The following is a 20,850-nucleotide window of genomic DNA, read 5'->3' as shown; positions in this document are numbered from 1 at the left end:
TTCAGGAGGCCCTCTATTCCTCCCGAGCAATATCCAGCGAAAACACAAAAGGCGCTGGCGGAATCACTTCCGTCAGCGCCTTTGCTTTCGATGGCACGAGTATAGCCCCTTTGTGCAAAACTGTCAAGAGCCGGGGTGCGATTTTTACGTTTTACACAACCCAGAACCGAGAAAAAAGAGGGAAACTTTATAAGTCATTCTTTTTCTCAGCCTCACCGGCGGGCGTTTCTTCCTTTTTGCGGCCGGAGCGGTGCCCGCCCTCCATCTCCCAGTGGAGCATCAGGCTCATCATGGCCCGCAGGGCAAAGGTGGCCGCCAGCGGCACCACCGATTCCAGATTCTGCAACAGGAAGGTCTTGGCGATCTCCGCCGACATCAGAAACTCCAGCGCCGTGGTCAGGCCGCTGGACATCTCGTGAAGGAAATCGTGCTGGCCATGGAAAAAGGTGACCCGCACATAGTGGTAGGTGGCCTTGACAAGGCTGGTGACGATGATGAACAGGCCGATGATCTCAGCCAGCCCGGAGATCAGCGGCACCGCCGTCTCCAGAAACCCCTCCATGCCGTGGGTGACGATCTGATTGAAATGGTATAACCATGCCATATTAGACTTCCTCGTGTTTCGTATCATAAACCGCCCCTTTTCGGAGCGAGCAGGATGTGTTTGGATAAGATTAGTGTATCCGGTTTCCGGGGAAAAGTCAATCGCAGGAACAGCAAAAAAGTTGCCGTACAAACTTACAGGAGTGTACGGCAACTCGGATTTATTTTTTGCGTTTATGTTTGGCGAAGGTAGCATTCGTATCATGCGCACGTTTTGCACAGGCCTCATTGTGCTCTGCTGCTTCGTAGTCTTTCCGTGCTGCGGCATAGTGAAAACCGCCTTGCCCGGATTTTGCCATTGACCAGTGACGATCCGCACTGCTTCTAAAACTCTTGGCGCGAGCAGTATACATTTCTTCCGGTGATTTGAAAAAAGCCATGAACAATTCCTCTTTCAAACAAAAATTAGGTTGATAGTCCTCTTTCACGGAAGATATTTTCGAGAGCGGTTATTTGAGGCTTTAGGATGGAAGCTTTTAAAAGGGAATCGTCATCTCTTGCTGGGCCGGATACATAACTTCTGTATTTACAGATGATGGATTGATGTTCTCGCTTGAGTGCATGACTACTCATTTTTGAGTAGCGGCCTTGCCAATACTGCCGCTGGCGTTCGGCTTCCTGATTCGAGATAACGATACCCCGTGCGACGCATTCCTGCTCTAAAGCTGAATTTCGCGCAATTCCATTCAGAATACCGACGTTATATGGATGTGCTCTCATCTCTCGGTAGAGCTGCTTTAGCTGATAATCACTCATCCCTTCAAAGCCCTCTGCGTAATCCTGCTGCTTATCCAGCAGTTCAGAACCGGCATCGCAGACGGCATTGAAGATTGACTTGAAAAAGGACATAATAACTCCTCTACTGATGAAAAGCAGCTGTTAAAAAAGAAAAACACCGTTAAAAAACACCGAAATGTTTTTTCTTTGACTGGCTGGTATTTACAGACTGGCTGGTATTTACAGATTTGGCAAAGTCACTGAAACCGGTATAGGCATCTTTTGCGCCCTCCAAAGGGCTGTCTGAGCCGAGACCGATACTTTGTTTATAAAAGTCCTCCGCAACGATCCAGCCAAGGGTCTCGGTCAATGCAACAGAAGTACCAGCGCTGATGACACCGCCCACAACGGTTCCGATACCGGGGATTCCCTTAACGATGTTGGAGAAAATTGCACGACCCGCCTGACTGGCCATCGTACCACCAAGAATGGATTGAGCGGCAGCCTGTGTCATGGGGATATCGAACACTTTGGCAAGACCCATGATCATTGTCATTTGAGCACCGGTGATGGGAATTGTATCAGCCATAGGAATCGGGATAACACCCGCAGCGGCGGCAGCTGTTGTGGCAGTGTGAATGACAGCGGCGCACTTGCTCTTCAGGTCATCCGGCATTGTAACTTTGGTTTTAGCCATTTTTTCCTCCTTTGAAGGTTGCGCCGCAGTTTGTGCAGCACTTCCTTCCACCCTGATTTTGTACAGTCAGTTTTCCGCAGTTGGGGCAGCGTTCGCCGCGGCCCTTGCTTTGGATCGGAACGACCATTTTGTACCCGCATTTGGTGCACTCACGGTTTTCACCAACTGTTTTGAAAAATGTGAATTGTTTGCAGTTCGGGCAGAGCTTTCCGGCCATTGGCTTCACCTCCATGAAGCAGCAAAAGAGTGTCGAAACTCGATGAATTTTGTCTATAACCATTATATATATATATATATATCGTCAATTGTTGAAATCGACAAAATTTCAATTGAGAAATGTAAAAAATGACAAAAAACACCCGGAAAGCCTTTTCAAATTTCAAAAAAGAAAAGGCTCTCCGGGTGCAAAGCGCTTGAAAATATATCCTGCCGCTTCCGCTTACAGCAGGGTCTTGATGTAGGTGGCCATCAGCCCAGCTTTTTCTTCTGCTGGTGGGCCAGAATGGGCATGAGCAGGGGCGTGGGAACGAGCTTCTGGGCCGTGGTGGCAAGGCGCATCAGGGTGCTGGGCACGATGATGGTCTTGCGGCGGAGCATCCCGCGCATGGCTTCCTCCACGCAGAGCTCCGGGGTGATGCCCTTGAGGGCGAACACCACGTCGGCACGGTCGTTGAACTCGGTGTCCACGGGGCCGGGGCAGAGGGCACAGACGTAGACCGGGCTGTGCTGCTCCCGCAGCTCCTCAGCCACGCCGCGGGTCAGGCTGACAACGTATGCCTTGGAGGCATAGTAGCCCGCCATATAGGGCCCGCCCGGCAGCAGGCCCGCCGAGGATGCCACGTTCAGGATGGTGCCAAAGCCCTGGGCTTCCATCTTGCGCAGAGTGAACTTGAACAGCCGGTGCATGGCCAGCACGTTTACCCGCAGCATGGAAAGCTCCTTGCCCTCATCCGTCTCGGAAAAGGCACCGCAGGCACCAAAGCCCGCGTTGTTGATGAACAGGTCGATGCGTTCGTCTGCCAGTGCTTCGCACAGGGCGGTGACCTGCGCATCCTGCGCAAGGTCGGCGGGTACGATGCGGCAGAGGGTGCCGTGTTTCGCCCGGAGCTCAGCGGCAAGGGTCTCCAGCCGGTCGCGGCGGCGGGCGGTCAGAATGAGCCGGAAGCCCAGCCGGGCATAGCGGCGGGCAAACTCCCGCCCGATGCCGGAGGACGCGCCGGTGATCCAGACAGTTTTGGTTGACATAAGCATTCTCCTTTTCTGCGGAAACTCCATTGCCTCTATTCTATCACGGCAGCGGGTGAGAATCCATGCAAAAATTCAAGGAAAAGCTGTCCCTTGTTGCCCGGGAAAATTTGGAGTATAATAGACTCAAAGAACAGCGCACTGACGCAGGAGGAAAGAAAAATGAACAAACCGGTATTGGTGGTCATGGCTGCCGGCATGGGCAGCCGTTACGGCGGCATGAAGCAGATCGACCCGGTGGGCCCCAAGGGCCAGCCCATTGTGGAGTACTCCCTGTACGATGCCCACCGCGCAGGCTTTGAGACCGTGATCTTTGTCATCAAGCACGAGATCGAGGAGGCCTTCAAAGCCGCCATCGGTGACCGCGTCTCTCAGGGCATGAACGTGAAATACGCTTTCCAGCAGCTGGACGAGCTGCCCGCAGGCTTCACCATCCCCGAGGGCCGTGTCAAGCCCTGGGGCACCTGCCACGCCGTGCTGGCCGCAAAAGACCTCATCGATGGTCCCTTCGCTGTCATCAACGCGGACGATTACTACGGCCCCGAGGCCTTCAAGGTCATCTATGAGTATCTGTCCACCCATCAGGACGGCGCAGTTTACGATTACTGCATGGTGAGCTACCTGCTCAAAAATACCGTCTCTGAGAACGGCACCGTCTCCCGCGGTGTCTGCGTGGTGAACCCGGACGGCACCCTGCACAGCGTGACCGAGCGCACCGGCATCGAGACCTGTGAGGGCGGCATCCGCTGCACCTCCCTCACCGGTGAGGGCACGGATGACCTGCCGGTGGAAGCACCTGTCAGCATGAACCTGTGGGGCTTCGGCAAGAGCTTCCTGGACGAGGCCGACCACCGCTTTGCAGGCTGGCTGCGTGAGAATCTGCCCAAGAACCCCCTCAAATGCGAGTATTTCCTGCCCACTGTGGCCAGCGAGCTCATCGATGAGGGCAAGGCGGCAGTCACCGTGCTCAAGAGCACCGATAAGTGGTACGGCGTGACCTACCGCGAGGATAAGCCCACCGTGGTGGCCGCCATCGCCCAGAAAACCCAGGAGGGCCTGTACCCCGAGGATCTGTGGGCGTGATAAGCTGAAACAGGCGCAGATGCGAAACAAAATCTGTGGCGGCCCTCTTGACTTTTTGCGCAGGAGTGCATATACTAAAGTTGTAGATGAGACTACGGAACCATTCCATGGTTCCACCAAAGCAACAAGAAGCCCCCTCGGTACTGCGAATACCAAGGGGGCTTCCTGCTTGCTAAGGGTTAGTGCTTACCGGCCTTGAACTGTTCCTCAAGCCACTTGCAGATGTAGTAGCTGACCACACCCGCTGCGACGGACAGTATAAATGAGACTACCATTTCCATGGTTACCACCTCCTTCCCACATCAAATGGGTCGGAAGGCCGACAGGTACAGTATAACAGAAAATTCGACTCATTACAACGCAGAAGCGCCCCATCCGGTGAAGGATGAGGCGCTTCTACGTATATTTGGGAATATTCGGGGATGGCGTTAGTTGTTCTTGAGCTCCTGTGCCTTCTGCCATGCATTCAGCACATCAAGCTTGCTTACGGGATTGGCCGGGAAGAACTTCATCTCTTCCGGAGCCGTGCCCTCATCGTTCAGGTCAGGGATAAGCTCGTTTTCCATGGCCCAGCGGGCGGCGTGCTGCAGGTCCATATCCTGCTCTTCCTGCTCTACATCGGGGTAGAGCAGTTCGGATTCGGGCATGGGCTTGCCTGCATCCTCCCACAGCATCATGGCAAGGGCGCTGCGGTTGCTGGGGAAGTAGGGCAGAGCCATCAGCTTGCCTGCAAATTCAGCGCCCAGAGAATAGGCCTGATAGCCCAGCACTGCACCGCCCACAGCGGCAGTACCAATGATCGCGGCAGTGCCCAGCACATTGGGCCCATCATCTTCAATGGTGGCATCGCGGTACTGTGCGGCAATATCCACATCACTGCTCATGGTGTTCATGGTAAAGGTGATGCTCTCAGCCTTGTAATCCTGACCCAGCGGCAGGGAGAACTTGCCGGTAGACCAGATGTCAAACACCATGCCCTCAGGGATCAGGGTCTTGTCCAGCGTCACGGTCACTGTTGCGCCGTCCGGTACAGAGTAGGTCTTTTTGCCGGTGGTCTCGTCAGTAGTAACAGTCAAGGTATCGGTCACATCCTTGTCACCGTTTTTCACGGTAACAATGCCGCCGGTCACGGTCAGCGGGTGGAAGACTGCGGTATCGTGGGTGTGGTCAGCGGCGGCATCACGGTACTGTGCGGCAATATCCACACCACTGCTCATGGGGAAAGTGATGCTTTCTGCCTTGTAGTTCTGATCCTGCGGCAGGGAGAACTCGCCGGTAGACCAACCGTCAAACACCATGCCCGCAGGGGTCCGGTCCTTGTCCAGCGTCACGGTCACTTCTGCGTTGTCCGGTACATCGTAGGTCTTTTGGCCGGTGGCTGCGTCAGTGTTGCTGTTCAGCTTGCTGGTCACATCGCTGCCGTCGTATTTCACAGTAACAGTGCCGCCGGTCACGGTCAGCGGGTGGCAGCCCGGAGCATTGGGGTCGAACTCCCAACCGGCATGGAGGGTGATGTCCTCCATAATTGCGGTATCTTTCACATTAAAGAGGTTGCCATCTTCGGTGTACCAGCCGGTGAACTTGTAACCCGCACGGGTGGGATCATGGATGGCAGTCAGATCGTTTGCCTTGGTATCAGTGATTTTTTCGGTCTTATAAACCGGCACCACAGCGTCGTCGTTCAGTTCGCCGCCCTTGGCATCAAAGGTCACCTTGCAGAGGTAAAGAAAATTGCGTTTTCTCAGTTTATCATTGGCATCAATTTTAGGATTGTTATCATTGTCTGCAAGCAGAGCATCTGCCTTGGCCTTGTAGTTTTTGTAGTAGATGGCACCATTGGGGTTCCCAGCCGGACAACCTTTCAGACTGTCTTGGAAAGAAGTCAATCCAGCAGGGAGCGTAATGTATTCCAGATGGGTGCAATAGCGAAAGGTACCAGGTCTAATGGTTGTTACATTTTCCGGGATGGTGACGTTCGTCAGATTAATGGAAGTGCAAGAATCAAAGGCAGAATAGCCGATCGTCTTAATATTCTCACCTAACGAAATCTTTTCAAGAGAAATGCACCCAGCAAAGGCGCCTGTCCCCATCGATTCGATGGCGCCATTGATGGCAAGAGATTTCATGTTGTTGCAAAATCTAAAAGCTTCTCTGCCGATGGAAGTGACGCTTTGTGGAATGGTGACACTCTCCAGATCATTGCAATGAAAAAAGGCATAATTGCCGATCGTCGTAATATTCGTCTCAATATTCTCACCGAACGAATTCTCACCGAACGAAAGCGTTTTAAGATGAATGCATTCACCAAAGGCATGATCACCGATGGAAGTAACGCTTGGTGGAATGGTGACGCTCGTCAGACCACGGCAATCATAAAAGGCACGATCGTCGATCGTCGTAATTTTTTTACCTAATGAAAGCGTTGTTGTAAGAGGGCATTCCGTAAAGGCCCGGTTTCCTATTGATGTGGCAGCGTCATTGATGGTAAGAGAGTTCAAGTTGCGGCAACCTGCAAAGGCATGATCGCCGATGGAAGTGACGCTTTGTGGAATGGTGACCTCCCCCAGCTGATGGTCTGAATAAAAGGCATAATTGCCGATGGCGGTTACAGTGTATTTGTCGTCCAACGTTTCGGGTATGTCGATGTCGTAGTCGTAGTTTGTTGGTTTCACAGGGCCAAGAAATTTTGTGATGGTTGCATTACCGCCATTTACCTTATACTTATACTTGTAACCGTCAACGATGGCTTCTTGTTCAGTTGCCGTGTCTGCTGCAAATGCCGTGACTGCCGACAGGGGCAGCATGGTGATCATCATGCAGACCGCAACCAATAAGCTGATCAAACGCTTGGGTTTCATAATTCTTTACTCCTTTTCCATGATTTTCCCAAAAAACTCTCTCTATTTCAGCCAAAACAAAAGAGCGCCGCACCGGCCAAACGGCTGGTACGACGCTCTGAACCCTTGTAGACCCGCTGCGCGCTCGCTCTCCTGAAGGGAAGCCGACGCATCTTCACAAGGAGGTGCAAGGTTTCGTATTACCTTACCCGGAGAGAATAACGTGCGGCTGGCTGCCATATTACAGGCCCTTGTAGCTTTGCGTCGCAGCCTTTCGACTGGCTTGCCGATTCTTCAGTTTTTAGCGGAATAGCATATTGCACAGGATAAGATACTCTTTTTTTTTTTTGTCAATATGACGAAAAAGATTTGGAAGAGTGTACAAAAAAGGAACGTATAATGTGGAAAACAGAATGAGAATAAAATCCTGCGGCAGCACAAGATCTGCCTGACTTTATGGAGGGCGCAGTGCAAGAAAAATGCCCCTGACCGAAAGAAGCCGGTCAGGGGCATTTGGGGTTGCTGCAACGGTCAGGGTCAGTGCCTGCGCTCGTACTTCAGACGCTCCCGCAGCTCGTCCAGAGAGCGGTGCTTTTCGCCGTGGCGCAGCTTGGGGTAAGCGCGGAGCATACGGCCCTTGCCAAAGTACTTGGAGCTCCGGGTGCGGGCGCGCATCTCCTCGCTGCGGGCCTGCAGCTCCTCGGCCAGCTGTTCCAGACGGAGCAGCTCTGCCGTGCGCTCTGCGGTGCCCTTGGCGGCCAGCTTGACGGCAGTGGCGGCCTCAGAGGCATTGAGCCGGGCCTCCTGCGAGGACTTGCGGGCGGCCTCCATGGCCTCGTCGGCCTTGGCGCGCAGGGCGGCAGCGGCATCCCGGGGGCTCAGTTTGGCGGCATTGTCCCGGGCCTCGGCAGCCGCCAGCTTGAGCTGCAGGCGGCTCTCGTCCATCTTCTGGTCCACGTCCATGGCGGTGGTGCCCAGCAGCTCGGTCATGGCATCGGACACGGCGTGCATACTGTCGGCCACCTTTTCCAGGGCATCCAGCTCACGGGCCAGGTCAGAGGCCGCAAAGGCGGTCACCACCACGTCGGCGGCGTAGCAGGCGTACAGGATGCACATGAGGACAAAGCCCACCATCTGGGGGACCATCTCCACAAAACCCGCGATCACGGGGTGAACGGCCTTCATCACCACAACGGTGCCCACGCCCCACAAAAGGGAGAATTCCAGGCAGATATATCCGCCGATGTTGAAGGGGAAGTCGCTGTAATCCCACCACCGGGTGTGGTAGAGCTTGTAGAGCGCCCAGCCGCCCACCAGCTCCAGCACGCTGGGCAGGATCACGCCGCCGAGATAGAGCAGCAGCAGGTTGTCTGCCAGCGGCGAAAGGGTGAACAGCACAATGATCATGCCAAAGCCGTAGATGGGGCAGACCGGGCCGTTCAGAAAGCCGCGGTTCACCAGCTGGCCGGTGGAAACGGCGGCATAGATGACCTCCAAACACCAGCCCAGGCAGGAGTAGATCAGGAAAAACGCCAGGATCTGATACAGCGAAAAGCCGCAGACCATGGTGTTGACAAAAAAGGACATCTTACTCCTCCTTTGCGGCGGCAGCGGCTTCCTCCGCAGCCTTCCTCTTTTTCAGGACCTTGGGCTCGATCCAGGTCACGGCGGCATCGCCGGGCAGCTTTCTGGCGATCAGGGCCTTGATCTTGATGCCCATCTCGGTGAACATCCCCTCGTGCTCGGTGCGGATGTTCCACTCCGGCTCGTTCTCGTGCAGGTCAAAGGTCTTCCAGGTGATCTCGTAGCCGGAAGCGGGGAAGTACTCCAGGCTGTCGCGGAACAGGTCGTCGTCATCGGTCTTGAAGTAGATCTCGCCGCCGTCCTTCAGGAATTCGCGGTACTGGATGAGCTGGCGGGGATAGGTGAGCCGGTGCTTGTTGGAGGAAGCGTTCTTGCTCCACGGGTTGCAGAAGTTGATATAGATGCGGCTGACGGTATCCTGGGCGGTGAGCACACCCTTGATGCGCTCGATGTCGGTGCTCATGATCTTCACGTTGTCGATGGGGCGGCCTGCCTCGGTGTAAGCGGCCTCGATCTTGCGCTTGGCAAGGATCAGCACCTTGTCGGTGATGTCGATGCCCAGATAGTTGTTTTCCGGGTGGGCGCAGGCCAGCTGGGAGATAAAGCCGCCCTTGCCGCAGCCCAGCTCCAGCACAAAGGGCTGCTCCGGGCGGGCATACTGTGCGTGCCACTTGCCGCCCCAGATCAGGGGCTCGTGGACGTGGAAATCGGCGGCCATCAGCTCATCGTGGGCGTAGGGTTTGAAACGCATTCTCATAGTTTGTTGTTCTCCTTGAATTTTAAGTGGCTCACCCTCTCCGTCTTTGCTTCGCAAATCCACCTCTCCCAAAGGGAGAGGCCTTGGCAGTGCGGAAAACTTACCGGTTTTGCCAAGGGCTCCCCCTTTGGGGGAGCTGGCGCGTCAGCGCCTGAGAGGGTGAGGATGCTTACAATTTCGTACTTTTCAAAAATTCTTTTACTTCCTCCGGCTCTGCGGCGCAGCTTCCCTGACAGATGCCGGGTTTGCCGCCGCCGCGGCCATTGAGGGCGGCGTTCAGGGCTTTGGTCAGGGCGCGGACATCGCCGCCCGCCTGGGCAAGGCAGTAGCCGGTGCCCTTTTCGTTGGGGGTCAGGGCCGCGCACAGGCCGGTGGTGGCTTCGGTCAGGCGGTTAGCCAGCCGGTGCAGGCCGTCCGGGTCCAGCCCCGGCACGATGCGGATGGCATCCGCACCGGGCGTTACCTGCGCGGCCAGCGCGTCAAAGAGCTGGCTGCACAGCCCGAAGTGGGTGAATTTCAGGGCGGTGTACTCGTCATACACCCGATGCACGGCGTTGGCCGTCTCGCTGGCCTTGGCGCTGAGCAGGGCACCGATCTCTGCCTGCCGCTCCCGCATGGCCTGCGCGGCTTCCAGCGCGCGCCCGCCGCAGACGATGCTCAGGCGCACGCCGCCCTTATAGTTTTCAGCGGCCAGGATCTTGATCTGGCCCACCGCACCGGTAAAGGCGGTGTGGGTGCCGCAGCAGGCACAGACATCCGCCCCGGGGATGGTCACGATCCGCACCTGCCCTTCGATCTCCTTTTTGGAGCGGTAGGTCAGGGCGGCCAGCTCCTCCCGGGTGGGGTAGGTGATGTTCACCGGCACATTTTCCCAGATGATGCGGTTGGCGGCAGTTTCGGCCGCTTTCAGCCCCTCGGCGGAGATGGGGATGTTCGTGTCCATCCGCACGGCATCGGAGCCGATGTGGAAGCCCACGTTCTCGGCCCCGAACATGCTGTGCAGGATGCCGGAGAGGATGTGCTCGCCGGTGTGCTGCTGCATCTTGTCAAAACGCCACGCCCAGTCGATGGCCTGTGCCGCTTCGGCCCCGGGCACCGCCCCGGCGGGCAGGAAAGTGACCATGTGCCAGATGACACCCGCCTGCTCGTGGACATCGGTGACGGTCAGCACCGTGCCGTCGGCAAGGGTCAGGGTGCCCCGGTCGGCAGGCTGGCCGCCGCCCTCGGGGTAAAACACCGTGCCGTCCAGCGCGATGCGTCCGCCGCCGGTCCGGCTGTCCGGCTCTGCGGCTAAAATATGCCCCACCGCCTCCCGGCGGTAGGCATTTTGCTCAAAATATTTCTCAGTGCGTTGCATAGAACCTCCAAAGGAAAGGTTCCGTCTTTGTCCAACCCCTCAGCCTTCGCTGACGCTCGGCAGCTCCCCTAGTAGGGGAGCCCTTGGCAAAAACGGAAACTTTGCAATTACTGCCAAGGCCTCTCCTACTAGGAGAGGTGGCATTGCGGAGCAATGACGGAGAGGTTGTACGAAGGCCAGCCTGCCCGGATACACGCTCGCTCATGGTCTAAAACCAAGTATACCACGTTTTTTGCCTGTGGAAAATAGTCTGCGGTTATGTTATGATAGAAAACAGACAAGCCCCAGCAAAAAGTTTGAGACGAGGAAGGATTTACAATGCGTGAAAGTGGTATTCTGATGCCGGTGTCCAGCCTGCCCGGCCCCTACGGGATCGGCTGCTTTGGCAAAAAGGCAGAAAAATTTGTGGATTTCCTTGCGGCGGCAGGCCAGAAGATCTGGCAGATTCTGCCCCTGAGCCCCACGGGCTATGGGGACAGCCCCTACCAGAGCTGCTCTGCCTTTGCGGGCAACCCCTATTTCATTGATCTGGATGCTCTGAAAGCCGAGGGGCTGCTGACAGCCGCCCAGCTCAAGGCCGAGCCTTGGGGCAAGGACCCGCTGAACGTGGATTACGGCACCCTGTACACCAGCCGCTACAAGATCCTGCGTGCCGCCTATGCCGCCTGGCGCAGGCAGTGTGCAGGCCAGCACGGCTGTGCCCATTATTATCCGGATGCGTACTATGCCTTCACGCTGGAAAATGAGGGCTGGCTGGAGGATTATGCCCTCTACATGGCCCTCAAGACCGCCAACGGCATGAAGAGCTGGACCCAGTGGCCCCGGGAGTACCGCAAGCGGGAGCCGCAGGCGCTGGAAGCTTTTAAGGCAGAGAACGAGGAAGAGATCGGCTTCTGGAAGTTTCTGCAGTACGAGTTCAGCATCCAGTGGAAGAAGCTGAAAGCCTATGCCAACGCCAACAACGTGCAGATCCTGGGCGATATCCCCATCTATGTCTCGGCAGATTCCGTGGATGCCTGGGTGGGCGGCCCGCTGTTTGAGCTGGATGCAGACGGCGGCTTTGCCCGGGTGGCAGGCTGCCCGCCGGATTACTTCTCGGCAGAAGGCCAGCTCTGGGGCAACCCGCTGTACAACTGGCCCTACCATAAGCAGACCGGATATGCCTGGTGGATCCAGCGTGTCCGCCATGCCCTGGGCATCTATGACCTGCTCCGCATCGACCACTTCCGTGGTTTTGACACCTACTGGGCCATCCCGGCGGACAGCACTACCGCCAAGACCGGCAAGTGGGAGACCGGCCCCCGGATGGAGCTGTTCAACGCGCTGGAAGCTGCGCTGGGCAAGCTGCCCATCATCGCCGAGGATCTGGGTGAGCTCTTCCCCAGTGTGCGGGAGCTGCTGGCAGACAGCACCTTCCCGGGCATGAAGGTGCTGCAGTTCGCGTTCGGCGGCGGGGACAGCGAGTACCTGCCCCACAACCACGTCAAGAACAGCGTGGTCTACCCCGGCACCCATGACAACACGACGCTGACCGCCTGGTGGGACGAGAGCGCATCGGCCAAGGAGAAGGCTGTGGCCGCCGCCTACCTGCATCTGACCGGCTGTCAGCCCACCGCAAAGGAGGTGGCCGCTGTCAAAACAGAGGCGGCCCGCACCGCGCTGCTCCGGGCTGCGCTGGGCTCTGTGGCCGACCGTGCCATCATCCCCATGGCCGACTGGCTGGGCCTGGGCGAGGAAGCCCACCTGAACAGCCCCGGCAAGCTGGGCGGAAACTGGAGCTGGCGCGCCGCCGATGGGTTCGACACTGCCGCGCTGGCCAAGCGCATTCTGGCGGAGTGCGCCGTGTACTGCCGTACATAACCGGGCCGGAAATCCGGAGTGTGTTTAGCAGTTTGACGAAAATGTAAAAAAATACGTTAAAGTTTGTGCGTTTTGCTGGAAACGCCCGGCACAAGATGGTATAATTCCGGTAATGGGGCTGCGCTTTCAGCGGCCGTGTGGCAAAGCTGTGCCGGAAGGGAGAGAGCCGGCACCGGATAATGGGGAAAAACGCATGAAAAAAGAATGGACGGAACAGGATCTGCGCGCCTTTGCAGAAAACGCACAGACCGCCTTTGAAGATGTGACCCTGACGGAAGCCGATGAGGAGGCCGCGGACACCTGGCAGGACGATGGCCTGCAGGTGGATTATGTCCTGCGCAATGGGCAGGTGGACTGCGTGCTGCGCCGCTTGATCGAGGCGGACGGCAAGCTCTGGCAGCTGCAGATGACGGCTCCGCTGGCGGGCAGCGACTTGCCGGAGGATCGGATGACCGCGCGGGAGCGGGAGCTCTGCCGGGACGATATGAATCACGATTTCCTGACCGGCGTGTTCAACCGCCGCTATTTTGAAACGGAGTTCTGCACCCGGCTGGATGAGTGGACGGATGCTCACCGCTGTGCTTCGCTGGCGCTGGTGGCGCTGGACGATGAGGACGGGATGCGCGCCCGGCAGGGCGATGCCGTGATGAACCAGCTGGTCTGTTTTGTGGCCAACCAGTGGAAAAAGTACTACGACCGCCCTGCAGAGCGGGTGGTCTGCCGCCTGACGGACACGCTGTTCGCCATCGGCTGTGCGGATAAGAACTGCGCAGAGCTGGCCGAGGAGCTGAACGGCATTTATGCCGAGATGCCCCGCGCGTGCGTGGCATCGGTGGGCCTGATGCGCCGGGTGCCCTTTACCCAGTCCATCGGTTGCGCCTGCACCGGCGAGGTGCGGGGCAAGAACTGGGACGCGCTGTATCAGCTGTGTGAGCAGCGCCTGAAGGCGGCCCAGACCGCCGGCGGCGACCAGATCTGCAGCAAATAAACCGAATGCATAAAATCCCCCTTTGCGGTACAAGCTAGTGCCACAAAGGGGGATTTTTGTATGGAAAATCAGAAAAATGATAACCTGAATCTGCTGGAAGCGGTGGTGCAGAACACGGAGATGGGCAAGAACACGCTGGAACAGATCGTGCCCATGACCGAGGACCCTGCCTTCCGGGCCGAGCTTCTGCGGGAGCGGAACCTCTACCGGGAACTGAATCAGGAGGCCCACACCGCCATCGAGGCCTGCGGCGGCACGGCTCAGGGCCAGAGCATCATGGCAAAGCTCAACACCAAAATGGGCATCGGCATGAAAACGCTCACCGACAGATCCACCCGCAATCTGGCCGAAATGCTCAGCGAGGGAAGCAGTCAGGGCGTGATGGACTGCATCAAGAGCCAGAAGGATTATCCCGATGCGGCTCCCGGCTCCAAGCGCCTGATGCAGAAGCTGCAGGACCTGGAGGAAGAGAACCGGCTGAAACTGGAGCAGTTTCTGTAAAGGCCGCTCCGGCTGCTCAGAGTGCTTCCACCATGGCCGCCACGATCCGGGTGGCGGTAGCCACGTACTCGGCGATGCTGAATTTCTTCACCACCAGCACCTCGTGGCCGTCCTCGTCGGCGTTGTCGCTCATGGCGCGCAGGATGACGCAGGGCACATCGTTCTTGGCGGCAATCTGGCTCACGGCAGCACCCTCCATCTCAACGCAGTCGGGGGCGCATTTGGCCTCAATGGCGGCCTTGGTCTCGCTGTCACCCACGAACAGGTCGCCGGTGGCGATCTTGCCGGTCAGGGCCTTGACCCCTGCCTCGGCGCAGGCTTTTTCAGCGGCGGCGATGAGGGCCGGGTCACCGGCGTACTCCTTCAGGTAGGGCGGGTTCTGGCAGATCATGTCCAGCTGGGCATCGTGGTAGAGCACCGTCTTGCCAATGACCACATCACCAATGCCGATCTTGCTGGTCATGTTGCCTGCAATGCCGGAGAAGATGATCTTCTCGGCACCGTATCGGGTGATGAGCACCTGAGTGGTGGCGGCGGCATTGGCCTTGCCCATGCCTGCACAGCAGACCACGACCTGCTTGCCTGCCAGCGTGCCCCTGTGGTACTCCACGCCGCCGTAGGGCTCCACGGTGACGTTTTCCAGTTTTGCACACAGCTGATCGACTTCATCGGGCATTGCGCCCATAATTCCGATAATCATATAGATGTCCTTTCTCCTGGGCAAAAGTGTCTCCCGCGCGGCGCGCGGGAGACACTTTTATCATACATCAGACGTTGAACAGGAACTCGATCACGTCGCCGTCCTTCACGACGTACTCCTTGCCCTCGGTGCGCTGCAGGCCCTTGGCCTTGACAGCGGCATAATCGAAGTTGTTGGCTTCCAGGTCGCCATAGCCGATGACGCTGGCGCGGATGAAGCCGCGCTCGAAATCGCTGTGGATCTTACCGGCGGCCTGAGGAGCCTTGGTGCCCTTGCGGATGGTCCAGGCGCGGCACTCCTTCTTGCCGTCGGTCAGGAAGGAGATGAGGCCCAGCAGGTCGTAGCTGGCAGTGATCAGGTTGTCCAGGCCGCTGGCCTCGATGCCCATCTCGGCCAGGAAAGCCTTCTTCTCCTCGGGGGAGTAGTCGGCAATGTCCTCTTCGGTCTTGGCGCAGATGGGAATGTAGCGGGCCCCCTCCTCGGCGGCGCGGGCGGCCACCAGCGGGACATAGCGGTTATTCTCAATGCCCTCCATCAGGTCATCCTCGCCCACGTTGCAGGCGTAGAGCACAGGCTTGGAGCTCAGCAGGCCCATCTCGTGCAGCACGGCCTGCTGCTCGGCATCCCCCTCGTCAAAGTCAAAGCTGCGGGCAGGCTTGCCTGCGCTCAGGTGGTCGGCCAGCTTCTGCAGCCAGGCGGCTTCGGCGGCAGCACCCTTGTTGTTGCCGCTCTTGGCAGCCTTGGCCATCCGGCCTGCGCGGTTCTGAACGACTTCGAGGTCAGAGAGGATCAGCTCGTAGTCAATGGCATCGATGTCAGCGATGGGGTCCACGGCCTCGGCCTTGGTCACGTCCTCCACCACATGGATGATGTTGTCGTCATCAAAGCAGCGCACCACATGCACGATGGCATCGCACTCGCGGATGTGGCCCAGGAACTTGTTGCCCAGGCCTGCACCCTGGCTGGCACCCTTGACCAGACCGGCGATGTCTACAAACTCCACGATGGCAGGTGTCTTTTTATTGGTCTGCCAGATCTCAGCCAGCTTGTCCAGCCGCTTGTCCGGCACGGCCACGATGCCGCTGTTGGGTTCAATGGTGCAGAAGGGGTAGTTGGCGGCTTCCGCGTTCTTGGTGGAGGTGATGGCGTTGAACAGAGTGGACTTGCCGACGTTCGGCAGACCGACGATACCTAACTTCATATAAAATACGCTCCTTACACGTTTTTTGGCATAACGATACAACTATCATTATACGCGATGAAAACCCGGAGCGCAAGGGGATGGGCGCAAAACAACGGATTTACACGGCGGGAGTTCTATATTATACTGTTCTTAAAATACGAACCGATTTCCGGAAGGGAAGGCAGGAGGATGTTATGGAACGCAACGACCCGCGCTATCAGGCTTATGTGGAGATCCTGAAGGAGGAGCTGATCCCGGCGATGGGCTGCACCGAGCCCATCGCGCTGGCCTATGCGGCGGCAAAAGCCCGCGAGGTGCTGGGGGTGCTGCCGGACAGCGTGCAGCTGCAGGTGAGCGGCAGCATCATCAAGAACGTGAAAAGCGTCATCGTGCCCAACACCGGGCACCTGAAGGGCATGGAGGCGGCGGTGGCGGCAGGCATCATCGCCGGTTCCGCCGAGAAGGAGCTGGAGGTCATCTCGGAGGTCAGCGAGGAAAAGAAGTCTGCCATCCGGGACTATCTGCAGACAGTGCCCATCACCATCGAGCACACCGAGCAGGGGCATGTGTTTGACATCGTCGTCACCGAGCGCTGCGGGCAGGACTACGCCCGGGTGCGCATCGCGGACTACCACACCAACATCTGCCGCATCGAGAAGAACGGCACGGTGCTGTATGAGGTGCCCCTGCTGGACGAGACCGTGCAGGAGGACACCCGCGCCGACCGCAGCCTGCTGAACATGCAGGACATCTGGGACTTTGCCGAGACCGCCGACCTGCGGGACGTGGCAGACCTGCTGGAACGGCAGATCCGCTACAACAACGCCATTGCAGAAGAGGGCCTGCTGGGCGACTACGGCGCCAACATCGGGCGGGTGCTGCTGACCACTTACGGCAACGATGTCTCCAACCGCGCAAAAGCCAAGGCCGCCGCCGGCTCCGATGCCCGCATGAACGGCTGTGAGCTGCCGGTCATCATCAACTCCGGCAGCGGCAATCAGGGCATCACCTGCTCGGTGCCCCTCATCGAGTACGCCAAGGAGCTGCACAGCGGCAAGGAAAAGCTCTACCGCGCCCTCATCATCTCCAATCTGGTGGCCATCCACGAAAAGACCGGCATCGGCACCCTGTCTGCCTACTGCGGCGCGGTCAGCGCGGGTGCGGGTGCAGGCGCAGGCATCGTGTACCTGTGCGGCGACGGCTATCAGGCTGCCATCCACACGGTGGTCAACGCCCTTGCCATCGTGTCCGGCATCGTGTGCGACGGAGCCAAGGCTTCCTGCGCCGCAAAGATCGCATCTTCGGTGGATGCGGCGCTGCTGGGCTACAACATGTACAAGTGCAATCAGGAGTTCAAGGGCGGCGATGGCATTGTGATGAAGGACATCGAGACCACCATCAAGGGCATCGGACGTCTGGGCAAGGACGGGATGCGGCAGACCAATGAGGAGATCATCCGGCTGATGATGAGCTGAGCGGCGGAGCCTGCGTCCCAAAAATCATACAAAACCTTCTTTATTTTGTCATAACTCTTCCGTATAATAAGAAGTGGAATACTTTGTCACAAGGCCCGAAAGGGCCGGAACATACAGAATTGGGGAGGAAACCACTATGGCCAACGAAAAGATCCTCGTCGTGGACGACGATACCAACATCTGCGAGCTGCTGCGGCTTTATCTGACCAAGGAGGGCTATCAGGTCACCACCGCGAACGACGGCGAAGAAGGTCTGGACAAGTTCAATCAGGTCAAGCCTGATATGGTGCTGCTGGATGTGATGATGCCCAAGATGGATGGCCTGGAGGTCTGCCGCCGCATCCGCAAGCTGGGCAACACCCCGGTGATGATGCTGACCGCCAAGGGCGAGACTTTTGACAAGGTGCTGGGCCTGGAGCTGGGCGCGGACGATTACATGGTCAAGCCCTTTGACACCAAGGAAGTTGTGGCCCGCATCAAGGCGGTGCTGCGCCGCTGCACCACCACCACCGCCCAGACCGAGAGCACCGAGGGCGTGATCGAGTTCGACAACCTGCGGCTGGACATGAACAGCTACGAGCTGCGGGTCAAGGGCAAGGTGGTGGAGGCTCCCCCCAAGGAGCTGGAGCTGCTGAACTGCCTGGCCTCCCACCCCAACCGTGTTTACACCCGCGACCAGCTGCTGGACGAGGTGTGGGGCTTTGAGTACTACGGCGACAGCCGCACCATCGATGTTCATGTCAAGCGCCTGCGCGAAAAGCTGGCGGGCGCTTCCGACAAGTGGGAGCTCAAGACCGTCTGGGGCGTGGGCTATAAGTTCGAGGTGCGTCAGTAATGCGCAAAAGTATTTCGGTCACCTTCTTTTCGATGGTGGCCACCCTGCTGGTGCTGGGCACGGCGGTGCTGGGCTGTTCCGAGTGGCTGCTGTTCAGCCGCTATTTTGCCCAGGAGCGGTACGACACGCTGGACAGCGTGGCGGATGTGACCCAGCGCGCGGCGGATTATATTGTGCAGCAGGCGGCTCTGCCCAAGGGGGCCGAGCTGGATGCCCTGAACACCAAGCTGGAGATCATCGGCGAGAGCGCCGAGGCTTACCTGTTTTTCACCGATGAAGAGGGCAGAATCCTCATTGCCTCCAACCCCGAGATGGTGGGAACAGATATTGTGGGGCCGGAGCTTATGAAAAAAGTTGTCGGAGATCAGCCCTACCACACCCTGAGCACGCTGGACGGTGTGCTGACCGAGAAGAGCTATGTCTCGGTGCGGCACATGCAGGATGCACGGGGCAACAACAGCGGCTATCTCTTCCTCTGCTCCTCCGGCGCGCGGCTGACCGACTTCAAGGAGGAGTTCTGGTCGAACTTCTTCTTCTCGGCCTGTGTTATGCTGCTCTGCGCCAGCGTGCTGACCTCCTTCCTGATGCGGAAGCTGACCGACCCGCTCCAGAAGATCACCGATGCCGCCCAGCGGTTCGGCGGCGGGGACTTCTCTGTCCGTGTTGAGGGCGTGGAAGGTGAGGGCGAGGTGGTGGATCTGGCCCACACCTTCAACCAGATGGCGGAGAACATCCAGTCCAACGACAATTCCCGCGGCCAGTTCATGGGCAACATCGCCCACGAGCTGCGCACCCCCATGACCACCATCAAGGGCTTTGTGGACGGCATTCTGGACGGCACCATCCCGCCCGATATGCAGAACCACTACCTGCAGCTGGTCAGCGAGGAGACCGGTCGCCTGGCCCGGCTCATCCAGAACATGCTCGATCTCTCCAAGCTGGAAAGCGGCGAGTATCAGGTGAACGCCCGGATGTTCAACATCTGGGAGACGCTCACCGGTGTGGCCCTTTCGGCGGAGCAGCGCATCAACGACGGCATGATCGATCTGGAAGGCCTGACCATGGATGAAAAGGTGCTGGTCTACGCGGACCCCGACCTCATCCATCAGGTGGCTTATAACATTCTGGACAATGCCATCAAGTTTACCCCGGCGGGCGGCACCATCAAGTTCCATGTGGAGAAGCTGGGCCCCGAGGTGGAGATCTCGATCTGGAATTCCGGTCAGGGCATCAGCCCCGAGGCGCTGCCCTATGTGTTCCAGCGCTTCTACAAAGAGGACAGGTCCCGCGGCCTGCACGCCCGGGGGGCTGGTCTTGGCCTGAATATCTGCAAGGTGCTGGTCAACCTTTCCGGAGGCCAGATCCGTGTGGAGAGCCAGCAGGGCGAGTGGTGTCAGTTCGTGTTCACCCTGCCCGCCACGCCCCCCAACCCCAGCGGCATGAAGCGCCTGCCGGACGAATCCGGTCAGCCCGTGCCGGTGGAGGACCCCGCCAGCATGAAGCCTGTCAACTGAATCCGCGGCCAGACTGTCCCCCTGAAACGGGCGGGGCGGTCTGGTCGTTTTTGGTTTTGGAATGGATTTTGGATGGATTCAGGGGCAGGTTTGAGACTTTTCCGTGAAAAACACGGCTCCGGGTTTGATTTTTTGCGTGTTTTCATGTAAACTAAGAATAACCATGCCCGCCCTGCATTCCGGCCCCAAAACAGGTGCTCTGGCAGGACGAATGGTGTAATCTTTCTGAAAAATAACGGAGAGTATAAAACACAATGACGATCATTAGTCCTTCGATCCTTTCGGCTGATTTCAATCAGCTTGGCGCAGACTGCCGCATGGTGCTGGATGCCGGTGCGCAGATGCTGCATTATGACGTGATGGACGGCCACTTTGTGCCCAACATCAGCTTTGGCGTGCCGGTGCTGAAAAGCCTGCACAAGGGGATGCCCGCAGCATTCTACGATGTCCACCTGATGATCAGCCACCCGCTGCAGTATGCAGAGCCTTTCATCAAGGCGGGTGCCAGCCTGTACAACTTCCACCTCGAGTGCGAGGACGACATCCAGCAGACCATCGATGCGGTCAAGGCACTGGGCTGCAAGGTGGGCCTGACCATCAAGCCCGGGACCGATCCGGAAGCGCTGGCCCCGTATCTCGACCAGCTGGATCTGGTGCTGGTGATGAGCGTGGAGCCCGGCTTCGGCGGGCAGAAGTTCATGCCCTCGGCGCTGGAAAAGCTGCGCTGGCTCAAGGAAGAGCGGGCAAAGCGGAGCGCCCGCTACCTGCTGGAAGTGGATGGCGGCGTGGATGACACCACCGCCCCCCTGTGTGTGGAGGCGGGTGCCGATATTCTGGTGGCGGGCAGTGCCGTGTTCGGCGCAGCCGACCCGGCTGCGGCGGTGCGCCGTCTGGCCGCCCTGTGAGAGGTGCCT

Annotated in this window: 20 protein-coding genes and 1 riboswitch; of the genes, 8 read left to right on the top strand and 12 right to left on the bottom strand. The window is 58.1% G+C overall.

Annotated features, from left to right (window positions below):
• Window positions 1-187: 187 nt before the first annotated feature.
• From P0G09_RS12320 to P0G09_RS12295, 6 genes are all read right to left on the bottom strand, one after another.
• Window positions 188-604 (bottom strand): DUF1622 domain-containing protein, encoded by a 417-nt coding sequence (locus P0G09_RS12320; RefSeq protein WP_035394646.1) that lies wholly within the window; start codon window positions 602-604, stop codon window positions 188-190.
• A gap of 160 nt (window positions 605-764) precedes the next feature.
• Entirely contained in the window at window positions 765-983 is a 219-nt protein-coding gene (locus P0G09_RS12315; protein WP_275252810.1) for a hypothetical protein, read from the bottom strand.
• A gap of 25 nt (window positions 984-1,008) precedes the next feature.
• Window positions 1,009-1,452, bottom strand: coding sequence for a hypothetical protein (locus P0G09_RS12310; protein WP_275252809.1), 444 nt, complete (start codon window positions 1,450-1,452; stop codon window positions 1,009-1,011).
• Window positions 1,453-1,501: 49 nt separating this feature from the next.
• A complete protein-coding gene (locus P0G09_RS12305) occupies window positions 1,502-2,017 on the bottom strand; it encodes a DUF697 domain-containing protein (RefSeq protein ID WP_275252808.1) in 516 nt (171 codons plus the stop codon).
• Window positions 2,010-2,234, bottom strand: a complete 225-nt coding sequence (locus P0G09_RS12300; RefSeq protein WP_005934721.1) for a hypothetical protein — start codon at window positions 2,232-2,234, stop codon at window positions 2,010-2,012. Before P0G09_RS12300 ends, P0G09_RS12305 begins: the two co-directional genes overlap by 8 nt.
• Window positions 2,235-2,485: 251 nt before the next feature.
• The gene (locus P0G09_RS12295) at window positions 2,486-3,262 is read right to left on the bottom strand and encodes an SDR family oxidoreductase (protein ID WP_275252807.1); all 777 of its coding nucleotides are present in this window, start codon (window positions 3,260-3,262) and stop codon (window positions 2,486-2,488) included.
• Between the two features lie 162 nt (window positions 3,263-3,424).
• Between P0G09_RS12295 and P0G09_RS12290 the strand changes: the two genes are divergently transcribed.
• Window positions 3,425-4,345, top strand: a complete 921-nt coding sequence (locus P0G09_RS12290) for a sugar phosphate nucleotidyltransferase (protein WP_275252806.1) — start codon at window positions 3,425-3,427, stop codon at window positions 4,343-4,345.
• A gap of 428 nt (window positions 4,346-4,773) precedes the next feature.
• Here P0G09_RS12290 and P0G09_RS12285 read toward each other — a convergent pair whose 3' ends face one another.
• The 4 genes from P0G09_RS12285 to P0G09_RS12270 all read right to left on the bottom strand — a co-directional run bounded on the left by P0G09_RS12285 (window position 4,774) and on the right by P0G09_RS12270 (window position 10,880).
• A complete protein-coding gene (locus tag P0G09_RS12285; RefSeq protein ID WP_275252805.1) occupies window positions 4,774-7,203 on the bottom strand; it encodes a leucine-rich repeat protein in 2,430 nt (809 codons plus the stop codon).
• A gap of 200 nt (window positions 7,204-7,403) precedes the next feature.
• Window positions 7,404-7,480: riboswitch (cyclic di-GMP riboswitch) on the bottom strand.
• Window positions 7,481-7,719: 239 nt separating this feature from the next.
• On the bottom strand, window positions 7,720-8,769 hold the full coding sequence (locus P0G09_RS12280) for a putative ABC transporter permease (RefSeq protein WP_097773167.1): 1,050 nt from the start codon (window positions 8,767-8,769) through the stop codon (window positions 7,720-7,722).
• Window position 8,770: 1 nt separating this feature from the next.
• Window positions 8,771-9,523 (bottom strand): tRNA (guanosine(46)-N7)-methyltransferase TrmB, encoded by a 753-nt coding sequence (gene trmB, locus P0G09_RS12275; protein ID WP_238077826.1) that lies wholly within the window; start codon window positions 9,521-9,523, stop codon window positions 8,771-8,773.
• 169 nt (window positions 9,524-9,692) lie between these two features.
• Window positions 9,693-10,880: an alanyl-tRNA editing protein gene (locus tag P0G09_RS12270; RefSeq protein WP_275252804.1), complete on the bottom strand. Its 1,188-nt coding sequence runs from the start codon at window positions 10,878-10,880 to the stop codon at window positions 9,693-9,695.
• A gap of 318 nt (window positions 10,881-11,198) precedes the next feature.
• Here P0G09_RS12270 and malQ point away from each other — a divergent pair, with 318 nt between their 5' ends.
• From malQ to P0G09_RS12255, 3 genes are all read left to right on the top strand, one after another.
• Window positions 11,199-12,740 carry a 4-alpha-glucanotransferase gene (gene malQ, locus P0G09_RS12265; RefSeq protein WP_275252803.1) on the top strand — a complete coding sequence of 514 codons (1,542 nt, stop codon included), beginning with the start codon at window positions 11,199-11,201 and terminating at the stop codon, window positions 12,738-12,740.
• 193 nt (window positions 12,741-12,933) lie between these two features.
• The gene (locus tag P0G09_RS12260) at window positions 12,934-13,728 is read left to right on the top strand and encodes a diguanylate cyclase (RefSeq protein ID WP_117477083.1); all 795 of its coding nucleotides are present in this window, start codon (window positions 12,934-12,936) and stop codon (window positions 13,726-13,728) included.
• A 60-nt stretch (window positions 13,729-13,788) separates the two neighbouring features.
• Window positions 13,789-14,229 (top strand): hypothetical protein, encoded by a 441-nt coding sequence (locus tag P0G09_RS12255; RefSeq protein ID WP_005934706.1) that lies wholly within the window; start codon window positions 13,789-13,791, stop codon window positions 14,227-14,229.
• 16 nt (window positions 14,230-14,245) lie between these two features.
• On the opposite strand, the gene P0G09_RS12250 is transcribed toward P0G09_RS12255, so the two are convergent.
• Both P0G09_RS12250 and ychF read right to left on the bottom strand, forming a co-directional pair.
• Window positions 14,246-14,929: a 5'-methylthioadenosine/adenosylhomocysteine nucleosidase gene (locus tag P0G09_RS12250; protein WP_098924142.1), complete on the bottom strand. Its 684-nt coding sequence runs from the start codon at window positions 14,927-14,929 to the stop codon at window positions 14,246-14,248.
• Window positions 14,930-14,996: 67 nt separating this feature from the next.
• Window positions 14,997-16,130 (bottom strand): redox-regulated ATPase YchF, encoded by a 1,134-nt coding sequence (ychF, locus tag P0G09_RS12245; RefSeq protein ID WP_097771383.1) that lies wholly within the window; start codon window positions 16,128-16,130, stop codon window positions 14,997-14,999.
• A gap of 176 nt (window positions 16,131-16,306) precedes the next feature.
• Here ychF and P0G09_RS12240 point away from each other — a divergent pair, with 176 nt between their 5' ends.
• From P0G09_RS12240 to rpe, 4 genes are all read left to right on the top strand, one after another.
• Entirely contained in the window at window positions 16,307-17,587 is a 1,281-nt protein-coding gene (locus P0G09_RS12240) for an L-serine ammonia-lyase, iron-sulfur-dependent, subunit alpha (protein ID WP_207684625.1), read from the top strand.
• Window positions 17,588-17,723: 136 nt separating this feature from the next.
• Window positions 17,724-18,422 carry a response regulator transcription factor gene (locus P0G09_RS12235; protein WP_005934701.1) on the top strand — a complete coding sequence of 233 codons (699 nt, stop codon included), beginning with the start codon at window positions 17,724-17,726 and terminating at the stop codon, window positions 18,420-18,422.
• Window positions 18,422-19,936 carry a HAMP domain-containing sensor histidine kinase gene (locus tag P0G09_RS12230; protein ID WP_275252801.1) on the top strand — a complete coding sequence of 505 codons (1,515 nt, stop codon included), beginning with the start codon at window positions 18,422-18,424 and terminating at the stop codon, window positions 19,934-19,936. The genes P0G09_RS12235 and P0G09_RS12230 overlap by 1 nt, the downstream gene beginning before the upstream one ends.
• A gap of 254 nt (window positions 19,937-20,190) precedes the next feature.
• Window positions 20,191-20,841, top strand: coding sequence for a ribulose-phosphate 3-epimerase (gene rpe, locus P0G09_RS12225; protein ID WP_097771380.1), 651 nt, complete (start codon window positions 20,191-20,193; stop codon window positions 20,839-20,841).
• Window positions 20,842-20,850 lie beyond the last annotated feature (9 nt).

Origin of the sequence: Faecalibacterium sp. DFI.5.82 (genome assembly GCF_029076575.1) — a bacterium.
Classification (GTDB): Bacteria; Bacillota; Clostridia; order Oscillospirales; family Ruminococcaceae; genus Faecalibacterium; species Faecalibacterium duncaniae.
This window is presented reverse-complemented; position numbering and strand designations above follow the sequence as displayed.

Excerpts from the sequence above, each read along its gene's own strand:
- P0G09_RS12320 (WP_035394646.1), bottom strand. The coding sequence starts at position 604 with ATGGCATGGTTATACCATTTCAATCAGATCGTCACCCACGGCATGGAG.
- P0G09_RS12315 (WP_275252810.1), bottom strand. The coding sequence starts at position 983 with ATGGCTTTTTTCAAATCACCGGAAGAAATGTATACTGCTCGCGCCAAG.
- P0G09_RS12310 (WP_275252809.1), bottom strand. The coding sequence starts at position 1,452 with ATGTCCTTTTTCAAGTCAATCTTCAATGCCGTCTGCGATGCCGGTTCT.
- P0G09_RS12305 (WP_275252808.1), bottom strand. The coding sequence starts at position 2,017 with ATGGCTAAAACCAAAGTTACAATGCCGGATGACCTGAAGAGCAAGTGC.
- P0G09_RS12300 (WP_005934721.1), bottom strand. The coding sequence starts at position 2,234 with ATGGCCGGAAAGCTCTGCCCGAACTGCAAACAATTCACATTTTTCAAA.
- P0G09_RS12295 (WP_275252807.1), bottom strand. The coding sequence starts at position 3,262 with ATGTCAACCAAAACTGTCTGGATCACCGGCGCGTCCTCCGGCATCGGG.
- P0G09_RS12290 (WP_275252806.1), top strand. The coding sequence starts at position 3,425 with ATGAACAAACCGGTATTGGTGGTCATGGCTGCCGGCATGGGCAGCCGT.
- P0G09_RS12285 (WP_275252805.1), bottom strand. The coding sequence starts at position 7,203 with ATGAAACCCAAGCGTTTGATCAGCTTATTGGTTGCGGTCTGCATGATG.
- P0G09_RS12280 (WP_097773167.1), bottom strand. The coding sequence starts at position 8,769 with ATGTCCTTTTTTGTCAACACCATGGTCTGCGGCTTTTCGCTGTATCAG.
- trmB (WP_238077826.1), bottom strand. The coding sequence starts at position 9,523 with ATGAGAATGCGTTTCAAACCCTACGCCCACGATGAGCTGATGGCCGCC.
- P0G09_RS12270 (WP_275252804.1), bottom strand. The coding sequence starts at position 10,880 with ATGCAACGCACTGAGAAATATTTTGAGCAAAATGCCTACCGCCGGGAG.
- malQ (WP_275252803.1), top strand. The coding sequence starts at position 11,199 with ATGCGTGAAAGTGGTATTCTGATGCCGGTGTCCAGCCTGCCCGGCCCC.
- P0G09_RS12260 (WP_117477083.1), top strand. The coding sequence starts at position 12,934 with ATGAAAAAAGAATGGACGGAACAGGATCTGCGCGCCTTTGCAGAAAAC.
- P0G09_RS12255 (WP_005934706.1), top strand. The coding sequence starts at position 13,789 with ATGGAAAATCAGAAAAATGATAACCTGAATCTGCTGGAAGCGGTGGTG.
- P0G09_RS12250 (WP_098924142.1), bottom strand. The coding sequence starts at position 14,929 with ATGATTATCGGAATTATGGGCGCAATGCCCGATGAAGTCGATCAGCTG.
- ychF (WP_097771383.1), bottom strand. The coding sequence starts at position 16,130 with ATGAAGTTAGGTATCGTCGGTCTGCCGAACGTCGGCAAGTCCACTCTG.
- P0G09_RS12240 (WP_207684625.1), top strand. The coding sequence starts at position 16,307 with ATGGAACGCAACGACCCGCGCTATCAGGCTTATGTGGAGATCCTGAAG.
- P0G09_RS12235 (WP_005934701.1), top strand. The coding sequence starts at position 17,724 with ATGGCCAACGAAAAGATCCTCGTCGTGGACGACGATACCAACATCTGC.
- P0G09_RS12230 (WP_275252801.1), top strand. The coding sequence starts at position 18,422 with ATGCGCAAAAGTATTTCGGTCACCTTCTTTTCGATGGTGGCCACCCTG.
- rpe (WP_097771380.1), top strand. The coding sequence starts at position 20,191 with ATGACGATCATTAGTCCTTCGATCCTTTCGGCTGATTTCAATCAGCTT.